Genomic DNA, 21,251 nt, shown 5'->3' on the forward strand with positions numbered 1-21,251 from the left:
CCGATTCGCCTCGTCGTCCATCAGCGTGCCGCCACCTCGTCGCCGCGGCGTCCCGCCAACCGCTGGCCGAGCCGATCGAAGGCCAGGTAGATGACGGGCGTGGTGAACAGGGTCAGCACCTGGCTCAGCACCAGCCCGCCGAAGATCGACAGGCCCAGCGGCCGGCGCAGCTCGGCGCCTTCGCCGAAGCCCAGCATCAGCGGCACGGCGGCGAACAGGGCCGCCAGCGTGGTCATCAGGATCGGGCGGAAGCGCAGCAGCGCCGCCTGGTGGATCGCCTCCTGCGCCGACTTGCCCTGGTGGCGCTGCGCATCGATGGCGAAGTCGATCATCATGATCGCGTTCTTCTTGACGATGCCGATCAGCAAGATGATGCCGATGATGCCGATCACCCCCAGGTCGTGGCCGGTCAGCATCAGCGCCAGCAGCGCGCCGACCCCGGCCGATGGCAAGGTCGACAGGATGGTGAGCGGGTGGACGTAGCTCTCGTACAGCACGCCCAGCACGATGTAGACGCACACCACCGCCGCCAGGATCAGCCACAGCTGGTTGGTGAGCGATTTCTCGTAGGCGCCCGAGGCGCCCAGGAAGGTCAGCGTCACGCCGGCCGGCAGGCCCACTTCCTTGGCGGCATCGCGAATCGCGTCCACCGCCTGGCCCAGCGAGACGCCGGGCGCGGTGTCGAAGCCGACGGTGGCGGCCGGGTACTGCGCCACGTGCGTGATCTGCAGCGGCGCCAGCTGCTCGCGCACGGTGGCGACCGCCGACAAGGGCGTCGGCGCACCCGAGCCGGTCTTGAGGTTGAGCGTGCCCAGGTCGTGCGGCGAGTTGATCGAATCGGGCATCGCCTCCAGGATCACGCGGTACTGGTTGGTCTCGGTGAAGATGGTCGAGACGATGCGCTGGCCGAAGGCGCTGTAGAGCACGTCGTCGATGGCGCTGGCCGTCACTGCCAGGCGCGATGCCGTGTTGCGGTCGATGTCGACGAAGGCCGACATGCCCTGGGCACCGGCGTCGCTGGTGACGTTGCGCACCTGGTCCTGCGCGCTTTGCTGCAGCTGCGCCGAGAGCTTGCGCACCCACTCGGTCACCGTGGCCGAATCCACGGCCTCGATCGAGAAGCGGTATTCGGTCGGGCCGGTTTCGGCGTCGATGGTCAGGTCCTGCGTGGGCTGCAGGTAGATGCGCACGCCGGCCACGTCGCGCAGCACGGCGGCGCGCAGCCGCGCCATGGTCTCCTCCTGCGAGGAGAAGCGCGAGCGCTTCATGTTCACCAGCAGGCTGCCGGCGTTGAGCATGGTGTTGTTGGCGGCGTCCACGCCAGTGACGGAGCTCAGGCTCTCCACCGCGGGGTCGGCCAGGATGGTGCGGGCCGCCGCCATCTGCAGCTGCGCCATGCGCTCGTACGACACATCCTGCGCCGCCTCGATGCGCACCTGCAGCTGGCCGGTGTCCTGCGTCGGGAACAGACCCTTGGGGATCACCACATAGAGCAGCACCGTGAGCACCAGGGTCAGCAGGGCGATGAGCAGTGTGAGCGGCTGGTGCCGCAGCACCCACTGCAGCCACAGGTCGTAGCGCGCGATCACCGCATCAATGAACTTCTGCACCCGGCCGGCCACGCCGCGCGTGGCGTTGTGCGGCTCGCTGCTGGGCCCCCAAGCCCCGGCACGCCGGGGCTCGCCCCCGAGGGGCGCAGGAAAACTTGGGGCGGCCCGGCGTTTTCCTGTGAGCCAGCGCGCCGCCATCATCGGCACCAGGGTGAGCGAGACCACCGCCGAAATGAGGATGGTGATGGCCAGCGTCACCGCGAACTCGCGGAACAGGCGCCCCACCACGTCGCCCATGAAGAGAAGCGGGATCAGCACCGCGATCAGCGACACCGTGAGCGAGATGATGGTGAAGCCGATCTCGGTCGCGCCCTTGAGCGCCGCCGCAAAGGGCCGCTCGCCCGCCTCCAGGTGGCGCGAGATGTTCTCGATCATCACGATGGCGTCGTCCACCACGAAGCCGGTGGCGATGGTCAGCGCCATCAGGCTCAGGTTGTTCAGGCTATAGCCCAGGAGATACATCAGGCCGCAGGTGCCGATGAGCGAAATGGGCACCGCCAGGCTGGCGATGATGGTGGCGCGCAGGCTGTGCAGGAAGAAGAAGATCACCAGCACCACCATCACCACCGCCAGCAGCAGCTCGATCTCCACGTGCATCACCGAGGCGCGGATGCCGGTGGTGCGGTCGGACAGTACCTGCACGTCCAGCGTGGGCGGCAGGCCGGCGCGCAGCTCGGGCAGCTGCTTCTTGATGGCGTCCACCGTGGAGATCACGTTGGCACCGGGCTGGCGCTGCACGTTCATGATGATCGCCGGCGTGAGCAGGCGGCCTTCGGCCCCCACGTTGCATTGCTCGCCGCCGAAGCCCGCCAGGCAGGCACCGCCGGCCCAGGCGCCCAGGCGCGTGTTCTCGGCGCTTTGCACCACGCGGGCCACGTCGCTCAGGCGCACCGGCGCCTCGTTGCGCCAGGCCACGATGAGGGCCTTGTAGTCCTCGACGGTGACCAGCTGGTCGTTGGCATTGATGGTGTAGGCGCGCTTCGGCCCATCGAAGCTGCCCTTGGCGCTGTTGGCGTTGGCGTTGGAGATGGCGGTGCGCAGCACGTCCAGCCCAATGCCGTAGGAGGCCAGCGCCTGCGTGTCGGCCTGGATGCGAACGGCCGGCCGCTGTCCGCCCGAGAGCGTGACCAGGCCCACGCCGCTGACCTGGCTGATCTTTTGCGCCAGGCGCGTGTTGACGATGTTCTGCACCTCGGTCAGCGGCATGGTGCGCGAGCTGATGGCCAGCGTGAGCACCGGCGCGTCGGCGGGGTTCACCTTGGCATAGACGGGCGGCGCCGGCAGGTCGGCCGGCAGCAGCGAGCTGCTGGCGTTGATGGCGGCCTGCACCTCCTGCTCGGCCACGTCCAGCTTCTCCGACAGGCCGAACTGCAGGGTGATGACCGACACGCCGGCAGCGCTGGTCGATGACATGCGCACCAGCCCCGACATCTGGCCCAGCTGCCGTTCCAGCGGGGCGGTGACGGTGCGGCCCATCACCTCCGGGCTTGCGCCGGGGTACAGCGTCTGCACCTGGATGGTGGGGTAGTCCACCTGCGGCAGCGCCGACAGCGGCAGGAACCTGAAAGCCACCAGGCCCGCCAGCACGATGGCGAGCATCAGGAGGGCAGTGGCGACCGGCCGCTCGATGAAGGGACGGGATGGCGACAGGGCGCTCACGTGGACACCTTCATTCAGGTCGTTGCTGGCGGCGCTGGCGCTGGCCTTGTTGCTGCGGCTGCGTGCCGTCGCCGCGCGCTCCGGCGCCCTCGCGTGCGCCCGGGGCGCGGCCGGCGCCGCGCGGCCCAGCCGGCACATCGGTGGGCAGCTGCACGCGCGAGCCGTCCTTCAGGCGGTCGCCGCCTTCGGTCACCACCCGCTCGCCCTCTTCCAGGCCCTGGGCGATCACCACGTTCTCGATGCCGGCCTCGCCGCGCGTCACGTTGCGCATCGAGACCGTCTTGTCCTCGTTGATGACGTAGACGTAGTTGCCGGTGCCGGCCGTGCGCAGCGCGGTGACCGGAATCACCAGCGCGTTCTCGATGCGGCGCAGCTCCAGCCGCACGTTGACGAACTGGCTGGGAAAGAGCGCGCCCGCGGCGTTGTCGAAGCGCGCCTTGGCCTTGACGGTGCCGGTGGTCGTGTCGATCTGGTTGTCCAGGGTGGAAAAGGTGCCGGTGTCGAGTTGGTTGACGCGCGTGCGGTCATAGGCCGTGACGGCCAGCGTGGCGCCCTGGGCCAGGCGCGCCTGGATCTCGGGCACCCGGTCCTGCGCAATGGCGAACTGCACGTCGATCGGCGTGATCTGGGTGACGACGGCGATGCCGGTGGTGGCGCCGGCCGAGATGTAGTTGCCCGGGTCCACCGTGCGCAGGCCGACGCGGCCGTTGATCGGCGAGGTGACGCGGGTGAAGTCGAGGTTGAGCTTGGCGGCGGCTTCCTGCGCGCGGTCGGTGGTGACGGTGCCTTCCAGCTGCTTGACCAGCGCCGCCTGGGTGTCGACCTCCTGCCGGGCGATCGAGTCCTGCCCCAGCAGGGTCTTGAAGCGCGCCAGGGTGACGCGCGCAGCTTCCAGCTGCGCCTCGTCGCGGGCGCGCTCGCCCTGGGCCTGCATCAGCGCCTGCTCGTAGGAACGGGGGTCGATGCGGGCCAGCACCTCACCCTTCTTCACCATCTGGCCTTCGGTGAACAGCACCTCGGTCATCACGCCCGCCACCTGCGGGCGCACGGTGACGGTGGTGACCGGCGTCACCGTGCCCAGTGCATCCAGCATGACCGGCACGCTGGCCTTGCGCACCACCGCCTGGCCGACCGTGACCAGCGGGCCGTTGCCGCCGGCGCCCGGTGCGCGCGCCGCCGCGCCGGGCGGTCGCTGGCCGCCAGGTCCGCCGCCGGGCATGCCGTTGCTCTCGGCGGCGGGCGAGCGGTTCACCAGGTACCAGGCGCCGCCGACCACCCCCGCCAGCGCCAGCAACGCCACCAGGGCACCGAGCCAGCGGCGCGGCTTGCGCGCCGTCGGGGCCGTGTCCTGGTCGGCGGGGTGGTGCGGGGGTTCGGGCGGGCGGGAATCCATGTCGTTCCTGGTGAGGCGAAGGCAAGTCGGCGCACAAGCACTGGCGCCGCGCGGATCGTAGCGCGCGGCCTTTGGGTGAATGCGACGGCCCCCTTGCTCCCGGGTAAAGCCCCGGTAAAGGCGCCGCACGGCCATCGCCGCCGGCTGCATTTCGCGCCGGCAGGCAGCAGTTCGTCGCATCCCGCTCGCGCCGCGTGCGGCACGTCAGCAAAGTGGCGCCAACCCCAATCACCAGGAGCTCTTGCCATGACGATGCTGATGCAGATCCTCTCGCACACGCCCAAGTGGGTCTTCGCCACCTTCTTCGGCCTCGCCTGGCTGGGCATCAAGCAGATGAGCTCGGGCCAGGTGGGCCCGCTGCGCATCACGCTGCTGTCGCTGACCCTGAGCGGCCTGTCGCTGGCCAGCGTGATCACCACCTTCGGCGATGCCCCGGCCTACCTGCTGGCCTGGGGCGCGGCGACCGGCCTGCTGGCCTTCATTGTGCTGCGCCGCCCGTTGCCGCCTGGCACCCGCTACGACGCTGCCACGCGCAGCTTTCACCTGGTGGGCGGCATCGTCCCGATGGCGCTGATGATGGGCATCTTCTTCACCAAGTACACGGTCGGCGTGCTGCAGACGATGCATCCGCAGCTGGTGCACCAAGCCGGGTTTGCCGCCGCCATCAGCGCGTTGTACGGCGCCTTTGCCGGCGTCTTCGCGGCCCGCTCGCTGCGACTTTGGAAACTGGCGATGCGCAGTGCGGCCACGCCCGCGGGCGCCGTCATCGCCAAGTGAATCTCGAAACACCTCGAACCTCGCCAGGAGACTTGCCATGAACGCAACCCACACCATCGGCGCCAACGAGCGCGCCATCGAACACCTGGCCCTGCGGCGCGCCCGCGCCAAGCTGGGCTGGGGCCTGCATGCCGCCGTGTTCCTCGCGGTGAACACGGGGCTGGTGGCCCTGTCGCTGGCCACCGGCCGGCACTGGGCCATCTACCCGCTGCTGGGATGGGGGCTGGGCCTGGCCATCCACGGCCTGGCGGTCTGGGTGCTGGCGCCGGGCAACAATCTCATGGAGCGGATGGTGGCGCGCGAACGTGCCGCGCTGCAGGCGCGCGACCGGTGGTGAGCCGTAGCGGCCTGATCCCGGCATCGTCCAGAATCGGCGCCATGATCAAGATCGAATGGCGCGACGTGCTGCGCCACTACCTGCTGGTGGTGGCCTTCTGCTTCGCCGTCGCGGCCGTCACGACCACCATCTGGCCGAACAAGAGCTATCTCAATCAGCTCGGCTACTCGCTGTGCATCGGCAGCACGATCTGGGCGGTGATCGAGTTCGGCCGCTTTCCGCTGCGCCGCGCCGACGATCCCGGCGGCTGGCCGCACGGCTGGCGCGGCTTTGTGCTGACGGTGATCGGCATCGTGGTCGGCTACTACCTGGGCACGACGGTGGGTGACCGCTTCTTCGGCGGCGGCGCCAATCCCCCCTGGATCGAATCGCAGCGCGACCAGCGCGTCTCGCTCATGATCACCGTGGCGGCCGGCCTGATTGGCAGCTATTTCTTCTATTCGCGCGGGCACCGCGAGACGCTGGCGGCGCGCGTCAATGCCGCCGAGCGCGATGCCTCGGAGGCGCGGCTGAAGCTCCTGGAGACGCAGCTGGAGCCGCACATGCTGTTCAACACCCTGGCCAACCTGCGCGTGCTGATCGCCACCGACCCGCCGCGCGCCATCGCCATGCTGGACCGGCTGAACAACTACCTGCGCGCCACACTGTCGGGCTCGCGCGTGCTGGCGCACCCGCTGGCGGCCGAGTTCGAGCGCCTGTCCGACTACCTGGAACTGATGGCGGTGCGCATGGGCGCACGCCTGCGCTTTCGCCTGGAGCTGCCGCCCGAGCTGCGCGAGCTGCCGGTGCCGCCGCTGATCCTGCAGCCGCTGGTGGAAAACAGCATTCGGCACGGACTGGAGCCCAAGGTGGAAGGCGGCGAGATCATCGTGCGCGCGCAAAAGAGCAGCGACGGCGGGCAGCTACTCATCGAGGTCTGCGACACCGGCGTGGGAATCGCAGATGCACAACTGCCCGCGGTCGACGGCAACAGCAGCTTCGGCCTGGCACACGTGCGCGAGCGCCTGGCCACCGTCTACGGTTCGCGCGGCACCCTGCAGCTGGACGCCCTGCCCGCCGGCGGCACGCGCGCCATTCTTCACATCCCCTTGAACGCATGAAAGCCACCGCACTGATCGCCGAAGACGAGCCCCTGCTGGCCCAGGCCCTGCACGACGAACTGCGCGCTGCCTGGCCCGAGCTGGAGGTGCTCGCCGTGGTGGGCGACGGCCGCAGCGCCGTGCAGGAGGCGCTGGCGCAGTTGCCTCAGGTGTTGTTCCTGGACATCCGCATGCCGGGCCTGGACGGCCTGGGCGCGGCCATGGAGCTGGCCGACAGCTGGCCCACCACCGAGGCGCCCATGCCGCAACTGGTGTTCGTCACCGCTTATGACGAGTACGCGGTGCGCGCCTTCGACGCCCAGGCCATCGACTACGTGCGCAAGCCCGTGCAGCCCGAGCGGCTGCGCAAGACGGTGGCCCGGGTGCAGCAGGCCCTGGCGGCGCAGCGGCAGGCCGCGCCGCGCCTACCGGCCGCGCCGCCCGAACTGCTGGAGCAGACGCTGGCCGAATGGCGGCGCCTGATCGGTGCGGCCGGTGCGCCGATGCCAGCCGCCTCGCCGCAACAACAGCTGAAGTTCATCGCCGCCAGCGACGCCGGCGGCAGCACCGTGCATATGGTGCCGGTGCAGGATGTGTTGTATTTCGAGGCGGCCGACAAGTACGTGCGGGTGCTCACCGCCAGCCAGGAATACCTGATCCGCACGCCGCTGAAGCAACTGCTCCCGCAATTGGATGCGGAAGTCTTCTGGCAGGTGCACCGCGCGGTGGTGGTGAAGAGCGATGCCGTCGAATCGGTGCACCGCGACGAAGCCGGCAAGCTGCACCTGCGCCTGCGCGGCCGGCAGGAAAAGGTGGCGGTGAGCCGGCTCTATGCCCATCTTTTCCGGGCGATGTAAAAAGCAAAAAGCCGGCTCGACGAGCCGGCTTTCTTGTTTGTGCAACTTTGGCGGTACTAGCGCCAGTCGCGACGATGACTATGACCATGACCATGGCCATGCCCGCGGCCATCGCGGTAGTACCTGGGGCCGCCGCGGTAGTAGCTGCCACCATGGATGTAGACCGGCGCCGGACGGTAGTAAACGGGCGGCGGCGCGTAATAGACCGGGGCCGGACGGTAGTAAACCGGCGGCGGGGGCGCGTAGTACACGGGGGCCGGCGGGTAGTACACCGGCGCCGGAGCCACCACCACGCCCGGAACACCCACGTTGACCGACCAGGACACGCCGGCAGAGGCCGTGGCGGCCGCGCCCAGGGCGCCGGCGGCCAGCACCGAGGCGGCAGCCCATTTGAAGAAGGAACGATGAAGTGTCATTTTGGATCTCCTTGGACGCGCCCCCGAAGAAGCTGCCCATGCCGTCATTGAACGCGCGACCTGTGAATCCCGTGCACGATGCAAAGTGAAGATCGTTGCAGAAAGTAACGTCGGCCTCGGCCTTCTAGAATCCCATGATGAAATCCCCTGCCGAAAAAGAGCCGGCCAAGCCCAGCAATTTCCTGCGCCACGTCATCGAAAACGATCTTGGGCAGGGCACCTACGCCGCGCGCAAGTGGGGCGGATCGCCCGGCGACGCCGTCCATCATGCCCAGGGCATGCAAGACCCGGCGCGCGTGCGCCTTCGCTTTCCGCCCGAGCCCAACGGCTACCTGCACCTGGGCCATGCCAAGAGCATCTGGCTGAACTTCAGCCTGGCCGAGCAGTACGGCGGTGTGTGCCACCTGCGCTTTGACGACACCAACCCCGAGAAGGAAGAACAGGAATACGTCGACGCCATCCGCGAAGCCGTGCACTGGATGGGCTACGGCACCTCCATCGCCGACGACCCCTCGCACCCGGGCGCGCAGGCCTCGCACCAGTACTTCGCAAGCGACTACTTCGACTTCATGTACCGCGCGGCCGAATACCTCGTCGACGCCGGCCTGGCCTACGTGGACGAGCAAAGCGCCGAAGAGATGCGCATCCACCGCGGCGACTTCAACACGCCCGGCACGGCAAGCCCGTTTCGCGCCCGCACGCCCGATGAAAACCTGGCCCGCTTTCGCGACATGCGCGATGGCAAGCTGCCCGATGGCGCCGCCGTGCTGCGCGCCAAGATCGACCTGGCCAGCCCCAACATCAACCTGCGCGACCCGGCGCTGTACCGCATCCGCCGCGCCACCCACCACAACACCGGCGACAAGTGGTGCATCTATCCGATGTACACCTTTGCCCATCCGATCGAGGACGCGCTGGAGCAGATCACGCACAGCGTCTGCACGCTGGAGTTCGAGGACCAGCGGCCCTTCTACGACTGGCTGCTGGACCGCCTGGCCGAAGGCGGCCTGATCGCCAGCCCGCACCCGCGCCAGTACGAATTTGCGCGGCTCAACGTCACCCACGTGGTGACCAGCAAGCGCAAGCTGCGCCAACTGGTGGAAGAGGGCCACGTCGAGGGCTGGGACGACCCACGCATGCCCACCCTGGCGGGCCTCAAGCGGCGCGGCTACACGCCCGATGCGCTGAAGCTCTTTTGCGAGCGCTCGGGCGTCACCAAGGTCGGCGGCTGGATCGATTACGCCAGCCTGGAAGCCGCGCTGCGCGACACGCTGGACCCGATCGCGCCGCGCGCGATGGCGGTGCTGGATCCGGTCAAGCTGGTCATCAGCAACTGGGCCGATCTGATGGGCAGCGACGACGCGCTGGATGCCTGCAGCGCGCCGGTGCATCCGCACCATCCCGACATGGGCACGCGCCGCTTCAAGCTGGGCCGCGAGATCTGGATCGAGCGCACCGACTACGAGGACGTGCAGCCCAAGGGCTTCTTCCGCCTGTTCCCCGGCAACAAGGTGCGGCTGAAGTACGGCCACGTCATCGAATGCATCGGCGCCACCCGCGACGCCAACGGGCACCTCGTCGAAGTGCAGGCCAGGCTGGTGCCCGACACCAAGAGCGGCACGCCGGGCGCCGATGCCATCAAGGTGAAGGGCAACATCACCTGGGTGGCCGCTGCCGACGCGCTGCAGGTCGAAGTGCGCCTGTACGAGCGGCTCTTTGCCGCCACCAATCCGGGCAGCGGCGAACTGGTCGACGAGCTCAACCCCGACAGCCTGCAGCGCTGCCAGGCCTATGTCGAGCCCGCGCTGGCCCAGGCCCACAGCGACGTCGCCTTCCAGTTCGAGCGCCACGGCTACTTCGTGCTGGACGCCAAGGCCAATGGCGAAGGCCGCGTGGTGTTCAACCGCACGGCGGGCATGCGCGACAGCTGGGGCAAATAGGCGGTGCCCATGCAGTTTCGTCGACGAGATCTGCTGGCTGGCGGTGCCGGCCTGCTTGCGCTTCAGGCACTCGAGCTGCGTGCCAGCACGCCCGCTGATGGCGGCTCCGAACTCTGGCCGCGCACCGCGCAGGTGCCCGGCGGCATCGCGCGCCTTTCGCTGGGCCCGGCGCCCGAGCGGCCGCTGGCTTTTGCCGACCAGATTCCTGTACTCGTATTGGGCGACGCCATCGAGTGGACGGCGCTGGTGGGCATTCCGCTGGCGGCCACGCCGGGCGAGCGCAGCATCGATCTGCGCGGCGCCAAGGGCGCGGGCGCGCGCCGGCTGAGCTACCAGGTGGCAGCCAAGAAATACAGCGAGCAGCGGCTCAAGGTTCCGCCGCGCACGGTGGATCTGTCGGCGGAAGACGAGGCACGCTACCAGCGCGAGCGCACGCACCTGGCCGGTGTGATGGCCACTTTCAGCGAGACCGTGCCGCACGCGTCGATGCAGATGTGCGTGCCGTCGCCGGGGCGACGCTCCAGTTCCTTCGGCCTGCGCCGCGTCTTCAACGGCCAGGCCCGCAATCCGCACAGCGGCATGGACATCGCGGCGGCCACCGGCACGCCGGTGGTGGCGCCGCTGGCGGCCAAGGTGATCGATACCGGCGACTACTTCTTCAACGGCAACACGGTCTGGCTGGATCATGGCGCGGGCTTGCTCAGCATGTACTGCCACCTGAGCGCCATCGACGTTCGCGTGGGCGACGTGCTGCGCGCGGGCGAACAGTTGGGCGAAGTGGGCGCCACCGGGCGCGTGACCGGACCTCACCTGCACTGGTCGGTGAGCCTGAACCGGGCCATGGTGGACCCGGCCCTCTTCATCACCGGCTAGATCGGCCTCGCCAGGTAGACGCCTTCGCGCCCGACCATGGGCCGGCGCGCCGGCATCAACACCGTGCAGTCGTCACAAGGCGAGCGGATTTCCTCGTCGCCGTCGACGGCGATCAGTTCGTCCTTGGCGAAGGTCTCGAAACCCACCAGCGGCCGCGTGAAGCGGAACTCGGGCGTCTTCACCATGCGGGTCTGCATGAGCTCGAAGCGCCTTGGCGCGGCAGGTTCCGGCGCGGGCTCTCGCTCGATCAGGCCGAAATGCGCCAGGAAGTCCCGGCTCACCCGCACCGCCAGGTCGGCGGAGGCCTGCAGGAAGTGCTGGCCGCACTCGACCACCAGCGCCGCGCCGGCCGTGCCCGCGTCCTCGCCGTGGCGCCCATGCTGGATCAGCGGCGTGCCCGAGCTCAGGCCCTTGGGCATCACCAGGTGGATCGACGGACGGCCGATGGCCAGCGCCACTTCGGCATTGCGCGCAAAGGCCGGGTAGACCCAGAAGGGGTCGACTGGCTGGCTGGTCGAATGAATGTCCAGGATGTGATCGGCCGCCTGCACCACCGGCCGCAGCTCGCGCGCACGGCGCAGTTCGGGGCTGTGCTCGGGGCCGTCCAGCCATTCGTCGGACCAGACCCGGTTGAGGTTGTGCACCAGCTGCCGGTTCTCATACGGCGCTTTCGCATCGAAGGCGTCGTAGGCCTCGACATGGGCAAAGCTGATGGTGAGCGTGCCGATCGTCGGCCGCACGCCCGTATCCAGGAGATGCGTGGCCGCCACCATGCCGCAGATCTCGTTGCCGTGCGTCAGCGCATTGACCAGCACATGCGGCCCCGGCCGGCCGGATTCGAAGCGGTGCACGTAGGGAATGCCGATGTTGCCCTCCGCGTAGGCGCAGACGTCGCGGGGCAGGACTTCGAGGGGAGGCAGCGCTTCTTCGGTCATGCGTTGAATTGTGTCAATTTCGTCACCAAACTCGTACACTCCATCGCACTACAACTTTTGGTTACACGCCCCATGGATGCCATGAGCGACCCTGACCGAGTACGACGCGGGCGAAAGAGCACAAGCTCCGCGGCCTCCCGCGCCAAGGGCTGGCTGGTGGCCCTGCTGGGGCTCCTGGTGCTGCTCGCTTCCCATCAGTTGCCGCAAGACAGCCTGTTCGCCACGGTGGCGCAGGCGCTGCGGCCGGTGGCATGGCTGGCGCTGGTGCTGGGCCTGATCTACTTGGGCTTCCAGCGCATCGCACGCCCCCTGCCCGGCCACACCGATGCGCCGGCAGAGGACGACCCGCATGAAGGCATGACGCGCCCCTCGGTGCTGCAGGCGCTGGGCGTGGGCCGCGGCGGCGCGGTGCCGGAGCTGGAACCCAACTTCGTCGACACCATTGCCGTGCATCCTGTCGCGGGCGACGATGGCGCGGATGAAGTCGCGGCGCCGCGCGAAACCAGCTGGAGCCCGCGCGTGCTGAGCCGCATCGACCAGCGCCAGTTCGAGGCGCTGTGCCGGGCCTTCTTCAAGCAGGCCGGCTTTGCCACCAGCGTCCACGGCCAAGCCGGCGACGGGGACGTGATCGACATCTGGGTTCAGTCGCGCCACATGTCCGAGCCGCGCGTCGTGCGCTGCCGCCACCTGACGAAAGGCCGGTCGGTCAGCGCGCCGCAGCTGCGCGATTTTCTTCGCGTGATGAGCACGCAGGGCCTGGCACACGGAACCTACGTCACCAGCACCACCTTCGATTCCGAAGCCATGGAGTTCGCCAAGGCCAACGGCATCCAGATGCAGGATGGCGCGGCGCTCCTGAAACTCATTGCACACCGCAGCCCCGAAGAGCAGCAGGCGCTGCTGGACATTGCCTGCGGGGAGCAGGCCGGGCCGGGCTGAATGCCGTCGGCCACGCGGCTCACACGGCTCAATCGGCGGCCAGCTCCGAAGCATCCGCGCCACCGCCGCGCTGCTTGGACTTGCGCGCCGCCTTCTTGGCCTGGCGCTGTGCTTCTTTCTGCTCGCCCTCGGCCAGCCACTGCCCAAACTCATCCGGCGTTTCCAGGCTGACGCGGCCGAGCGTGCCGCTGCGAAATTCGTTCATCACGATCTCCGCCGCCTTCTGCAGATTGACGCGGCCCTTGCCCAACAGGGCGCCGCGCTTGCGGCCGATGGCTTCCAGCACGTCCTCGTCGCGCAGCGGCGCAATCGGCGCGTCGAGCTTGAAGCGCGCCTCCAGCGCGCTCGCGTAGTGCTGGCGCAGGTAGTCGAGCAGCTCCAGCGCCACCTCTTCCTCGTCGTAGGCGTTGCGGCCGACGGCGCCGCTGGCCGCCAGGTTGTAGCCGCTCTTGTCCACGATGATGCGCGGCCACAGCATGCCGGGCGTGTCCCACAGGTAGAAGTCGTCGGCCAGAGTGATGCGCTGCTCCAGCTTGGTGATGCCGGCCTCGTCGCCGGTCTTGGCCTTGCGCTCGCCCCGCAGCGTGTTGATCAGGGTGGACTTGCCCACGTTGGGTACGCCGCAGATCAGCACGCGCATTGGCTTGGCCATGCCGCCGCGATTGGGCGCCAATGCATGGCAGGCCTTCACCAGCTGCTGCGCCGGGGCGCGCTCGCTGGCGTCCAGCGCGATGGCGCGCGTCTCGGGCTGGGCGTTGTAGTGCGCCAGCCAGCGCGCCGTGACCTCCGGGTCGGCCAGGTCCTGCTTGTTGAGCACCTTCAGGCGCGGCTTGTGGCCGGTGAGCGCGTGCAGCATCGGGTTGGCGCTGGAGCCGGGCAGGCGGGCGTCGAGCAGTTCTATGACCACGTCGATCTCGGTCATGCGCTCGGTAATCGCCTTCTTGGTCACGTTCATGTGACCTGGGAACCATTGGATCGGCATCGTCTTTTCAGGGCGTCGACTGCGCTGCCTTGGCTCGCTGGTAGGCGCTGTACAGGCGCTCGAACACCGGCCCGGGCTGGCCGCTGCCGATCGGCTTCCCGTCGAGCAGCACCACCGGCAGTACCTCCTTGCTGGCCGAGCTGATCATCAGCTCGTCGGCACCGCGCACCTGGGCCGCGCTGACGGGCTGCAGCGAAAAGGGAATGCCCTCGTCTTCGCACAGCTCGCGGATCAGCTCGTAGCGGATGCCTTCCAGCACATGCTCGCTCTTGGGCACGCCATGCACCGCGCCGCCCTGCACCACCCAGACATTGGAGGACGAAGCCTCGGTGAGCTGCTCTTCGCGAAACAGGATGGTCTCGGTGGCGCCGACGTCGGCCGACACCTGGCGCGCCAGCACGTTGCCCAAGAGCGACGTGCTCTTGATGTCGCCACGCTCCCAGCGGAAGTCTTGTGCCGTGACGCAGGCCACGCCCTCGCGCACCGCTTGCGCGCTGGGCGGCTTCATGGCGCTGGCCATGATGAACACCGTGGGCGCGATGTCCTTGGGCATCACATGGTCGCGCGGCGCCACGCCGCGCGTGACCTGGATGTAGATCATCTGGTCCTCGCTGGCATGCGCGGCAATCAGCTTGCGGCAGCGCGCCAGCCATTCGTCGCTGCTGTGCGGATTGGCGATGCGCAGCTTGCCCAGGTTGCGGTCCAGCCGCGCCAGGTGCTGGGCAAAGCGAAAGAGCTTGCGGCCATAGACCGGCACCACGTCGTAGATGCCGTCGCCAAAAATGAAGCCGCGGTCCAGCACCGAGACCTTGGCCTGGTTGAGCGGGGTGTATTCACCGTTGAGGTAGCAAAGGGTATCGGGCAGTTGAACCATGGCAACAATCGGGTTGGCGTTGGGGTGTAAAAAGCGCCATCATGCATCGTCGGCAATGCGAACGGGAGCCTCGGCAATGCAAGTGCAGGTCAACACGAGCAACGGCATCGACAACAGGGAAGCGCTGGAGCGCTGGGCCGAGGGCGAGATCAAGCAGGCCCTCATCCGCTTTGCCGGCGACATCACCCGCATCGAGGTGCACCTGGCGGCCGGTTCGCCCGACAAGGGCGGCGCCAGCGACAAGCGCTGCGTGATGGAGGCGCGCCTGGCGCGCCAGGCGCCGGTGGCGGTCACGCAGCACGCCAGCGGCACCGACGAGGCCTTTCGCGGCGCGCTGGAGAAACTCAAGCACCTGCTGGAGAGCAAGCTCGGCCGCGTGGCCGATCACCGCCGCCGTGATTCGATCCGCAGCAACGACGCCATCGGCGCCGCACCCGACGAAGAGCCGGCTGACTGAAGATCAGCCGCGGCCGCTGGCGGCCATCCCCTTGGCCACTTCGTTGCTGCCCTGGGCCGTGCCGCTCTGCGGCACCTGCTCGTTGGCGCGATCGCTGACTTCGGCCAGGCGCGCAGCCAACGCCTCGGGCGCATGCGCGCCGATGCCGATGTACGCGCCTTGCGTCAGCGTGATGTGGGCCGCCTCGAAGGTGCCGGCGCCGGCGCACAGGATGGTGCGGTTGGGCGCCTGCTCGCTGGCCAGCACCAGCATCGCGGGCACCACGGCTTCGGGCTTGAAGGCCTCCAGCATTTCCTTGGGGAACAGGTCCTCGGTCATGCGAGTGGCCGCGGTGGGCGCCAGGCAGTTGACGCGGATGTCATTCTTCGCGCCTTCGATCGACAGGGTCTGCATCAGGCCCACCAGCGCCAGCTTGGCGGCGCCGTAGTTGCTCTGGCCGAAGTTGCCGTACAGGCCCGACGACGAAGTGGTCATCACGATGCGGCCGTACTTCTGCTCGTTCATCAAGGCCCAGACGGCCTTGGTGCAATTCACCGAACCCATCAGGTGCACGTCCACCACCAATTGGAAGTCGGCCAGCTCCATCTTTGAAAAGCTCTTGTCGCGCAGGATGCCGGCGTTGTTCACCAGGATGTCGACCCGGCCCCAGGCATCGACCGCCTGCTTGACCATGGCCTGCACCGCCACGAAATCGGTGACCGAGGCGCCGTTGGCAATCGCCTCGCCGCCAGCCGCCTTGATCTCGTCGACCACCGCCTGCGCCGCCGTGGGCGAGCCGCCTCCCGTGCCGCTGACGGTGCCGCCCAGGTCGTTCACCAGCACCTTGGCGCCGCGCGCCGCCAATGCCAGCGCATGCTGGCGGCCCAGGCCGCCGCCGGCGCCGGTGACGATGGCCACGCGGCCCTTGAAGTCGATCTTGTTGTCGTTGTTGCTCATGCGAAGTCTCCTGCTGTCGATGTGATGATGAAAGCTTGTGGCGCACGCTGTCGCAACGCCTGCCGCCAGGGCAGGCATGCGGCGCACAGCCGTGTCTAGAGGGTAGAGGTGAGTGCCGCGCGACGCCGCAGCCCCAGGCGATCGGCAGAAACGTATTGCTGGCGATAGAGCTCGAAGGGCAAGGTGTCGCCCTCTTCGATCTTCTTCTGCGCCAGGATGGAGTCTTGAGTCATCTGCTCGAAATGCGCGTGCTCGTGCTCGGCCCAGGGCAGGCCCATCAGATGCTTGCGCGTGGCCTCGGAGCGCGCGCGCACGAAGGAGACGAAGGAATTGCCGTGCGCCTGGGCCATGGCCGCCAGCACCCGCGCCGAAGGCAGGCTGTCGGGCGCACGCAGTGCCGCTGCGGCTGCACGCACGGCATCCGCATGCGCCGTGCCGCCATGCGCCGCATCCAGCGCGGCGGCGATGGGGCCGAATTGCTCGATGAGCTGCAGCCCCCAATTGGTCAGCGTCACTTCGCGGCCATTGCGCGCCAGCTGCAGGCCGGGCTCGCGCCCGCGCGCTGCCGCCAGGTGCTGGTTGCGCGCCAGCTCGGCGATTTCCGCCGGCGTGTCGTTGGGGCTGTCCGACAGCAGGCAGTGCATCAGGAACACATCCAGGAAGCGCATGGTCGAGGCCTGGATGCCCACCGGCTCGAAAGGGTCGAGGTCCATCAGGCGCACTTCAACGTATTCGACGCCGCGTTCGCGCAATGCGTGCAGCGGGCGCTCGCCGGTAAAGATGGTGCGCTTGGGGCGGATCGTGCCGTAGAACTCGTTCTCGATCTGCAGCAGGCTGGTGGCCAGCTGGTTGTATTCGCCCCCCGGGCCCTGGATGCCGATCGCCTCGTAGGCCGGCCATGGGCGCGTGAGCGCGTCTTCCAGCGAGGCGCCGTAGCCGTCCAGGCTGTTGTAGCTCACCGCCAGCGAGGCTTGCGCATCGCTCTGGTAGCCCAGCCGCCCCATGCGCAACGACGTGCCGTGCGGCATGTACATGCTGCCTTCGCCGATGGGCTGCAGCTCGTGCGCGCGCCCGGCCACGAAGCTGGAACACAGCGCCGGCGAGGCGCCGAACAGGTACAGGAGCAGGAAGGCGTGGCGCCGGAAATTGCGGATGAGGCCGAAGTACTGCTCGCTCGTGACTTCGGGCAGCGACCAGTTGTAGTGGATGCCCGAGATGGTCTGCATGCGCCGGCCATAGCGGTAGGCCAGGCCCATGCGGTAGACGCTCTTGGCCCGGCCCACGTTGGAAGAGCCGTAGCGCCCGATCGGAATGGTCTCGTCGGCCGGTAGGCCGCAGGGCATGCTCGACACCCACAGCCGTTCGTCGTTGTCCTTCAGCGCCCGGTAGGTGAACTGGTGGATGCGGATGAGCTCCTGCAGGCAGGCCTCGACCTCGGTGTGGGCGCCTGTGATCAGCTCGACCTGCGATTCGCTGAAGTCGGTGGTGATATGCGGATGCGTCAGCGCCGAGCCCAGCTCTGCCGGATGCGGCGTCAGCGCCAGCGACCCGTCGGGTTGCGCCCGCAGGCTTTCCTTCTCGATCCCGCGCCGCATTCCCAGGAGGCGTGCGGGCGAGAGTGCGGCCAGGCGCTCCTGCAATGTGCTCATATCGATAGGACCGGTCGTTCTTTTGTGGGGCTGGAAGTTAGCACGGGCCGGCAAGCCTTGCTCGGGGACGGTCAAGCGCCCCCGGCGGGGCGACTCTCAAGAAAATGTGGCTCTGCCACTTGGCTTGATCCCCCTCGGGGGGCGGGCCGGGCTGGCCCGGCCCTGGGGGCTCAGAACGCCAGGACGCGCAGCAGCCAGGCGTTGAGATCGGCGATTTCCTCCATGCAGACCGAGTGCGCCATCGGGTATTGGTGCCACTCGATGCTGTAGCCCAGCTGCGCCAGCGCGTCGCGCGAGGCAGTGGCGCGCGCCAGCGGCACGACCGGATCGGCGTTTCCGTGGGCCATGAAGATCGGCGTGTCCTGGTTGACTGCATGACGCTCGGCGGCCAGGGTCTGGGCCAGGGGCAGGTAGCCCGACAGGCCGACGATGCCGGCCAGCTTTTCCGGATGGCGCAAGCCGGTCATCAGGGCCATGGCGCAGCCTTGCGAGAAGCCCGCCACCACGATGCGCCCGGACGCAATGCCGCGCGATTTTTCCTTGGCGATCAGCGCCTCGATGCTGGCCTGCGAGCGGCGCAGGCCGGCCTCGTCCTCGCGCTGCACCAGGTTCGGGCCGTAGATGTCGTACCAGGCCGGCATCTGGTAGCCGCCGTTGACGGTGACCGGCATCACCGGCGCATGCGGAAAGACGAAGCGCACCGGGCCCACGCCGGACAGATCCAGCTCCTGCGCAATCGGCACGAAGTCGTTGCCGTCGGCGCCCAGGCCGTGCATCAGCACGATGGAAGCAGTGGGATGGGGGCCGGTTTCGATTTCGACGGGAGAAAGGGACATGGAATAGGCTGTTGGAGGTGAGGGATCCGAATCAAGCCAGAGACACCGCGGAACTGGCTTTGCCAGGCCGTTGGTGTCGCCCCCTTGAGGGGGGATCCGGAGCGACACGAAGTGCGCGGAGATTCGGGGGTGGGCTCATTGCTTGCGCCGTTTATGTGCGCGCCGGACCTGGCGGCTTTGCGAGGCGAGCTCGGCGGCGCGCTTTTCGTTGTGCTTTTTCGCGCGCCGCTTTTCCGACAGCTTGCGTCCCACGACGAAGCTGATCACGCCACTGACCACAATGATGAGGATGCCGAGGAGGCCGATGTCCAGGTTCATCACTGCACCCGCACGATCGAGGTCGGCTTGAAGCCGAGGTCGGCCGCCTTGCCCTTGCGTCCGCGGCCGGCGCGGGCATTGTTGAGCGAGCGGATCTCCAGCGTCTCGTCGCGCGCCTTGGCGCCTCGGCCGATGCCTTCGATCTTCACGCTGCGCGTGTAGGCCGCGGCACCTGCCAGCGAGTCCTTGGCATCCAGGTCGATCAGCGTGAGCCCGCGCCCGCCCTTGGGCAGCGCCTTGAGCTCGGCGATCTCGAAAGTGAGGATGCGGCCCGCCGTCGACGCACAGGCCACATGGGTGGCCATGGGCTGCGGCTCGGCGCCGCCGGCGCCGCCCACCAGCGAGGGACGGCACAGCTGTTCGCCCTCGCCCACGTCGACAAAGGCCTTGCCGCCGCGCTGGCGCGACATCATGTTTTCCACCGTGGCGATGAAGCCATAGCCGCCGCTGTTGGCCAGCAGCAGGCTGGCACCCACGGGGCCGGCGTAGAAGTGCGCCACGTGCGTGCCGCTTTCCAGCTCGATCAGGGTGGTGACCGGCTGGCCGTCGCCGCGCCCGCCGGGGAGCTGAGCCACCGGCACGGTGTAGATGCGCACGCTCTTGTCCTTGGCCGTGCCGAACACCAGCAGGGTGTCGACCGAGCGGCATTCGAAGGCCTCGTAGAGCGCGTCGCCCGACTTGAAGCTGTATTCCGGCGGGGTGCTGCGATCGGCGGCCCAGCCTTTTTGCGTGCGCACCCAACCCTTTTGCGAAACGATCACGGTGACCGGCTCGTCCACCAAGCGCACTTCGGCGACGGCGCGCTTCTCGGCCTGGATCAGGGTGCGGCGCGGGTCCTCGAAGGTCTTGGCGTCCTGCTCGATTTCCTTGATGAGCAGGCGGCGCAACGCGGCCGGGCTGCCCAGAATCTCTTCCAGCTTCTTCTGGTCTTCGCGCAGGCCCTTGAGCTCCTGCTCGATCTTGATGGCTTCCAGCCGCGCCAGTTGGCGCAGGCGGATTTCAAGGATGTCCTCGGCCTGGCGATCGCTCAAGGAGAAGCGCGCGATCAGTGCCGCCTTCGGGTCCTCGGCCGCGCGGATGATGGCGATCACCTCGTCGATGTTGAGCAGCACCAGCTGCCGGCCCTCGAGGATGTGGATGCGGTCCAGCACCTTGTCCAGGCGGTGCTGCGAGCGGCGCTGCACCGTGGTCTCGCGGAACTGCACCCATTCGACGAGCATCTGACGCAGCGACTTCTGCACCGGCTTGCCGTCGATGCCCACCATGGTCAGGTTGATGGACGCGGAGCTTTCCAGCGAGGTTTGGGCCAGCAAGGTGGTGGTGAATTCTTCCTGGCTGATGCGGCTGGTCTTGGGCTCGAACACCAGCCGCACCGGTGCGTCCTTGCTCGATTCGTCGCGCACCACGTCCAGCACCGCCAGCACCGAGGCCTTGAGCTGCGTCTGCTCCGCGCTCAACGCCTTCTTGCCGGCGCGCACCTTGGGATTGGTGAGCTCCTCGATTTCTTCCAGCACCTTCTGCGTACTGACGCCGGGCGGCAGTTCGTTGACCACCAGCTGCCACTGGCCACGCGCCAACTCCTCGATCTTCCAGCGGGCGCGCACCTTGAGCGAGCCGCGGCCGGTGCGGTAGGCCTCGGCAATGTCGGCGCTGCTGCTGATGATCTGCGCACCGCCCGGATAGTCCGGGCCGGGGATGAGGCCGAGCAGCTCTTCGTCGCTGAGCTTGCCGCCGCTCTTGATCAGCGCGACGCAGGCGTCGGCGATCTCGCGCAGGTTGTGGCTGGGGATCTCGGTGGCCAGGCCCACCGCAATGCCACTGGCGCCGTTGAGCAGCACGAAGGGCAGGCGCGCCGGCAGCAGGCTGGGCTCGTTGGTGCTGCCGTCGTAGTTGGGCACGAAGTTCACCGTGCCTTCGTCGATCTCGTCGAGCAGCAGGCTGGTGATGCGGGCCAGCCGCGCCTCGGTGTAGCGCATGGCCGCGGCGCCGTCGCCGTCGCGGCTGCCGAAGTTGCCTTGGCCGTCCACCAGCGGATAGCGCTGTGCGAAGTCCTGTGCCATGCGCACCAGCGCGTCGTAGGCGGCCTGGTCGCCGTGCGGGTGGAAGCGGCCCAGCACATCGCCGACCACGCGCGCACTTTTCACCGGCTTGGCGCCCACGGTGCCATTGGCGCCGCCAAAGCCCAGGCCCATGCGCGACATCGAGTAAAGAATGCGCCGCTGCACCGGCTTCTGGCCATCGCTGACGTCGGGCAGCGCGCGGCCCTTGACCACGGAAAGCGCGTATTCCAGATAAGCCTGCTGCGCGTAGTCGCCCAGGGTCAGGCCGCCGTCGTCGTCGGGCGGCAAAAGGTCGAGCGTCGGTTGGGAAGAGTCCATCTTGTT

Annotated in this window: 19 protein-coding genes; 8 read left to right on the plus strand and 11 right to left on the minus strand. The window is 68.3% G+C overall.

The window, feature by feature from the left end; all coding sequences use genetic code 11:
• Positions 1 to 20: 20 nt before the first annotated feature.
• A complete protein-coding gene (locus ACIPRI_RS01160) occupies positions 21 to 3,260 on the minus strand; it encodes an efflux RND transporter permease subunit (RefSeq protein ID WP_446620345.1) in 3,240 nt (1,079 codons plus the stop codon).
• A gap of 19 nt (positions 3,261 to 3,279) precedes the next feature.
• Complete coding sequence (locus ACIPRI_RS01165; protein WP_446587647.1) at positions 3,280 to 4,662, minus strand: efflux RND transporter periplasmic adaptor subunit; 1,383 nt, start codon at positions 4,660 to 4,662, stop codon at positions 3,280 to 3,282.
• A gap of 246 nt (positions 4,663 to 4,908) precedes the next feature.
• Here ACIPRI_RS01165 and ACIPRI_RS01170 point away from each other — a divergent pair, with 246 nt between their 5' ends.
• From ACIPRI_RS01170 to ACIPRI_RS01185, 4 genes are read left to right on the plus strand one after another with little or no spacing between them, the layout of a single operon-like run.
• A complete protein-coding gene (locus ACIPRI_RS01170; RefSeq protein WP_446587649.1) occupies positions 4,909 to 5,439 on the plus strand; it encodes a DUF6622 family protein in 531 nt (176 codons plus the stop codon).
• A 37-nt stretch (positions 5,440 to 5,476) separates the two neighbouring features.
• The gene (locus ACIPRI_RS01175) at positions 5,477 to 5,776 is read left to right on the plus strand and encodes a 2TM domain-containing protein (protein ID WP_446587651.1); all 300 of its coding nucleotides are present in this window, start codon (positions 5,477 to 5,479) and stop codon (positions 5,774 to 5,776) included.
• A gap of 41 nt (positions 5,777 to 5,817) precedes the next feature.
• Positions 5,818 to 6,876, plus strand: coding sequence for a sensor histidine kinase (locus ACIPRI_RS01180; protein WP_446587653.1), 1,059 nt, complete (start codon positions 5,818 to 5,820; stop codon positions 6,874 to 6,876).
• A complete protein-coding gene (locus tag ACIPRI_RS01185; RefSeq protein ID WP_446587655.1) occupies positions 6,873 to 7,712 on the plus strand; it encodes a LytR/AlgR family response regulator transcription factor in 840 nt (279 codons plus the stop codon). Before ACIPRI_RS01180 ends, ACIPRI_RS01185 begins: the two co-directional genes overlap by 4 nt.
• A 56-nt stretch (positions 7,713 to 7,768) precedes the next feature.
• Here ACIPRI_RS01185 and ACIPRI_RS01190 read toward each other — a convergent pair whose 3' ends face one another.
• Complete coding sequence (locus ACIPRI_RS01190; RefSeq protein ID WP_446587657.1) at positions 7,769 to 8,128, minus strand: hypothetical protein; 360 nt, start codon at positions 8,126 to 8,128, stop codon at positions 7,769 to 7,771.
• Positions 8,129 to 8,265: 137 nt separating this feature from the next.
• On the opposite strand from ACIPRI_RS01190, the gene ACIPRI_RS01195 reads away from it, so the two are divergent.
• Together ACIPRI_RS01195 and ACIPRI_RS01200 are read left to right on the plus strand one after the other, a co-directional pair.
• Complete coding sequence (locus ACIPRI_RS01195; protein WP_446587659.1) at positions 8,266 to 10,068, plus strand: glutamine--tRNA ligase/YqeY domain fusion protein; 1,803 nt, start codon at positions 8,266 to 8,268, stop codon at positions 10,066 to 10,068.
• A gap of 9 nt (positions 10,069 to 10,077) precedes the next feature.
• On the plus strand, positions 10,078 to 10,941 hold the full coding sequence (locus ACIPRI_RS01200) for a peptidoglycan DD-metalloendopeptidase family protein (RefSeq protein WP_446587661.1): 864 nt from the start codon (positions 10,078 to 10,080) through the stop codon (positions 10,939 to 10,941).
• Here the strand turns inward: ACIPRI_RS01200 and ACIPRI_RS01205 are convergent.
• The gene (locus ACIPRI_RS01205; RefSeq protein WP_446587663.1) at positions 10,938 to 11,876 is read right to left on the minus strand and encodes a succinylglutamate desuccinylase; all 939 of its coding nucleotides are present in this window, start codon (positions 11,874 to 11,876) and stop codon (positions 10,938 to 10,940) included. The genes ACIPRI_RS01200 and ACIPRI_RS01205 overlap by 4 nt on opposite strands.
• Before the next feature lie 81 nt (positions 11,877 to 11,957).
• Here ACIPRI_RS01205 and ACIPRI_RS01210 point away from each other — a divergent pair, with 81 nt between their 5' ends.
• Positions 11,958 to 12,815, plus strand: coding sequence for a restriction endonuclease (locus ACIPRI_RS01210; protein WP_446587665.1), 858 nt, complete (start codon positions 11,958 to 11,960; stop codon positions 12,813 to 12,815).
• Between the two features lie 28 nt (positions 12,816 to 12,843).
• Here ACIPRI_RS01210 and ylqF read toward each other — a convergent pair whose 3' ends face one another.
• Together ylqF and ACIPRI_RS01220 are read right to left on the minus strand one after the other, a co-directional pair.
• Positions 12,844 to 13,797 carry a ribosome biogenesis GTPase YlqF gene (gene ylqF, locus ACIPRI_RS01215; protein ID WP_446587667.1) on the minus strand — a complete coding sequence of 318 codons (954 nt, stop codon included), beginning with the start codon at positions 13,795 to 13,797 and terminating at the stop codon, positions 12,844 to 12,846.
• Positions 13,798 to 13,804: 7 nt separating this feature from the next.
• Positions 13,805 to 14,671, minus strand: coding sequence for a D-amino acid aminotransferase (locus ACIPRI_RS01220; RefSeq protein ID WP_446587669.1), 867 nt, complete (start codon positions 14,669 to 14,671; stop codon positions 13,805 to 13,807).
• Between the two features lie 76 nt (positions 14,672 to 14,747).
• Between ACIPRI_RS01220 and ACIPRI_RS01225 the strand changes: the two genes are divergently transcribed.
• Positions 14,748 to 15,128, plus strand: coding sequence for an HPF/RaiA family ribosome-associated protein (locus ACIPRI_RS01225; protein ID WP_446587671.1), 381 nt, complete (start codon positions 14,748 to 14,750; stop codon positions 15,126 to 15,128).
• Between the two features lie 3 nt (positions 15,129 to 15,131).
• Here the strand turns inward: ACIPRI_RS01225 and ACIPRI_RS01230 are convergent, their stop codons facing one another.
• The 5 genes from ACIPRI_RS01230 to parC all read right to left on the minus strand — a co-directional run bounded on the left by ACIPRI_RS01230 (position 15,132) and on the right by parC (position 21,245).
• Positions 15,132 to 16,064, minus strand: a complete 933-nt coding sequence (locus ACIPRI_RS01230) for an SDR family NAD(P)-dependent oxidoreductase (protein WP_446587673.1) — start codon at positions 16,062 to 16,064, stop codon at positions 15,132 to 15,134.
• A 95-nt stretch (positions 16,065 to 16,159) separates the two neighbouring features.
• On the minus strand, positions 16,160 to 17,713 hold the full coding sequence (gene gshA, locus ACIPRI_RS01235; protein ID WP_446587675.1) for a glutamate--cysteine ligase: 1,554 nt from the start codon (positions 17,711 to 17,713) through the stop codon (positions 16,160 to 16,162).
• A gap of 170 nt (positions 17,714 to 17,883) precedes the next feature.
• On the minus strand, positions 17,884 to 18,549 hold the full coding sequence (locus ACIPRI_RS01240; RefSeq protein ID WP_446587677.1) for an alpha/beta hydrolase: 666 nt from the start codon (positions 18,547 to 18,549) through the stop codon (positions 17,884 to 17,886).
• A 135-nt stretch (positions 18,550 to 18,684) separates the two neighbouring features.
• The gene (locus ACIPRI_RS01245) at positions 18,685 to 18,867 is read right to left on the minus strand and encodes a hypothetical protein (RefSeq protein ID WP_446587679.1); all 183 of its coding nucleotides are present in this window, start codon (positions 18,865 to 18,867) and stop codon (positions 18,685 to 18,687) included.
• Entirely contained in the window at positions 18,867 to 21,245 is a 2,379-nt protein-coding gene (gene parC / locus ACIPRI_RS01250) for a DNA topoisomerase IV subunit A (RefSeq protein ID WP_446587681.1), read from the minus strand. Before parC ends, ACIPRI_RS01245 begins: the two co-directional genes overlap by 1 nt.
• Positions 21,246 to 21,251 lie beyond the last annotated feature (6 nt).

It is taken from the genome of Variovorax sp. LARHSF232 (genome assembly GCF_052871435.1).

What these genes read in the sequence shown, in the direction of transcription:
- ACIPRI_RS01195 (WP_446587659.1), top strand. Translation starts at nt 8,266, where the DNA reads ATGAAATCCCCTGCCGAAAAAGAGCCGGCCAAGCCCAGCAATTTCCTG.
- ACIPRI_RS01240 (WP_446587677.1), bottom strand. Translation starts at nt 18,549, where the DNA reads ATGTCCCTTTCTCCCGTCGAAATCGAAACCGGCCCCCATCCCACTGCT.
- ACIPRI_RS01200 (WP_446587661.1), top strand. Translation starts at nt 10,078, where the DNA reads ATGCAGTTTCGTCGACGAGATCTGCTGGCTGGCGGTGCCGGCCTGCTT.
- ACIPRI_RS01245 (WP_446587679.1), bottom strand. Translation starts at nt 18,867, where the DNA reads ATGAACCTGGACATCGGCCTCCTCGGCATCCTCATCATTGTGGTCAGT.
- ACIPRI_RS01180 (WP_446587653.1), top strand. Translation starts at nt 5,818, where the DNA reads ATGATCAAGATCGAATGGCGCGACGTGCTGCGCCACTACCTGCTGGTG.
- ACIPRI_RS01170 (WP_446587649.1), top strand. Translation starts at nt 4,909, where the DNA reads ATGACGATGCTGATGCAGATCCTCTCGCACACGCCCAAGTGGGTCTTC.
- ACIPRI_RS01185 (WP_446587655.1), top strand. Translation starts at nt 6,873, where the DNA reads ATGAAAGCCACCGCACTGATCGCCGAAGACGAGCCCCTGCTGGCCCAG.
- ACIPRI_RS01230 (WP_446587673.1), bottom strand. Translation starts at nt 16,064, where the DNA reads ATGAGCAACAACGACAACAAGATCGACTTCAAGGGCCGCGTGGCCATC.
- ACIPRI_RS01210 (WP_446587665.1), top strand. Translation starts at nt 11,958, where the DNA reads ATGAGCGACCCTGACCGAGTACGACGCGGGCGAAAGAGCACAAGCTCC.
- ACIPRI_RS01165 (WP_446587647.1), bottom strand. Translation starts at nt 4,662, where the DNA reads ATGGATTCCCGCCCGCCCGAACCCCCGCACCACCCCGCCGACCAGGAC.
- ACIPRI_RS01175 (WP_446587651.1), top strand. Translation starts at nt 5,477, where the DNA reads ATGAACGCAACCCACACCATCGGCGCCAACGAGCGCGCCATCGAACAC.
- ACIPRI_RS01225 (WP_446587671.1), top strand. Translation starts at nt 14,748, where the DNA reads ATGCAAGTGCAGGTCAACACGAGCAACGGCATCGACAACAGGGAAGCG.
- ylqF (WP_446587667.1), bottom strand. Translation starts at nt 13,797, where the DNA reads ATGCCGATCCAATGGTTCCCAGGTCACATGAACGTGACCAAGAAGGCG.
- ACIPRI_RS01220 (WP_446587669.1), bottom strand. Translation starts at nt 14,671, where the DNA reads ATGGTTCAACTGCCCGATACCCTTTGCTACCTCAACGGTGAATACACC.
- gshA (WP_446587675.1), bottom strand. Translation starts at nt 17,713, where the DNA reads ATGAGCACATTGCAGGAGCGCCTGGCCGCACTCTCGCCCGCACGCCTC.
- ACIPRI_RS01205 (WP_446587663.1), bottom strand. Translation starts at nt 11,876, where the DNA reads ATGACCGAAGAAGCGCTGCCTCCCCTCGAAGTCCTGCCCCGCGACGTC.
- parC (WP_446587681.1), bottom strand. Translation starts at nt 21,245, where the DNA reads ATGGACTCTTCCCAACCGACGCTCGACCTTTTGCCGCCCGACGACGAC.
- ACIPRI_RS01190 (WP_446587657.1), bottom strand. Translation starts at nt 8,128, where the DNA reads ATGACACTTCATCGTTCCTTCTTCAAATGGGCTGCCGCCTCGGTGCTG.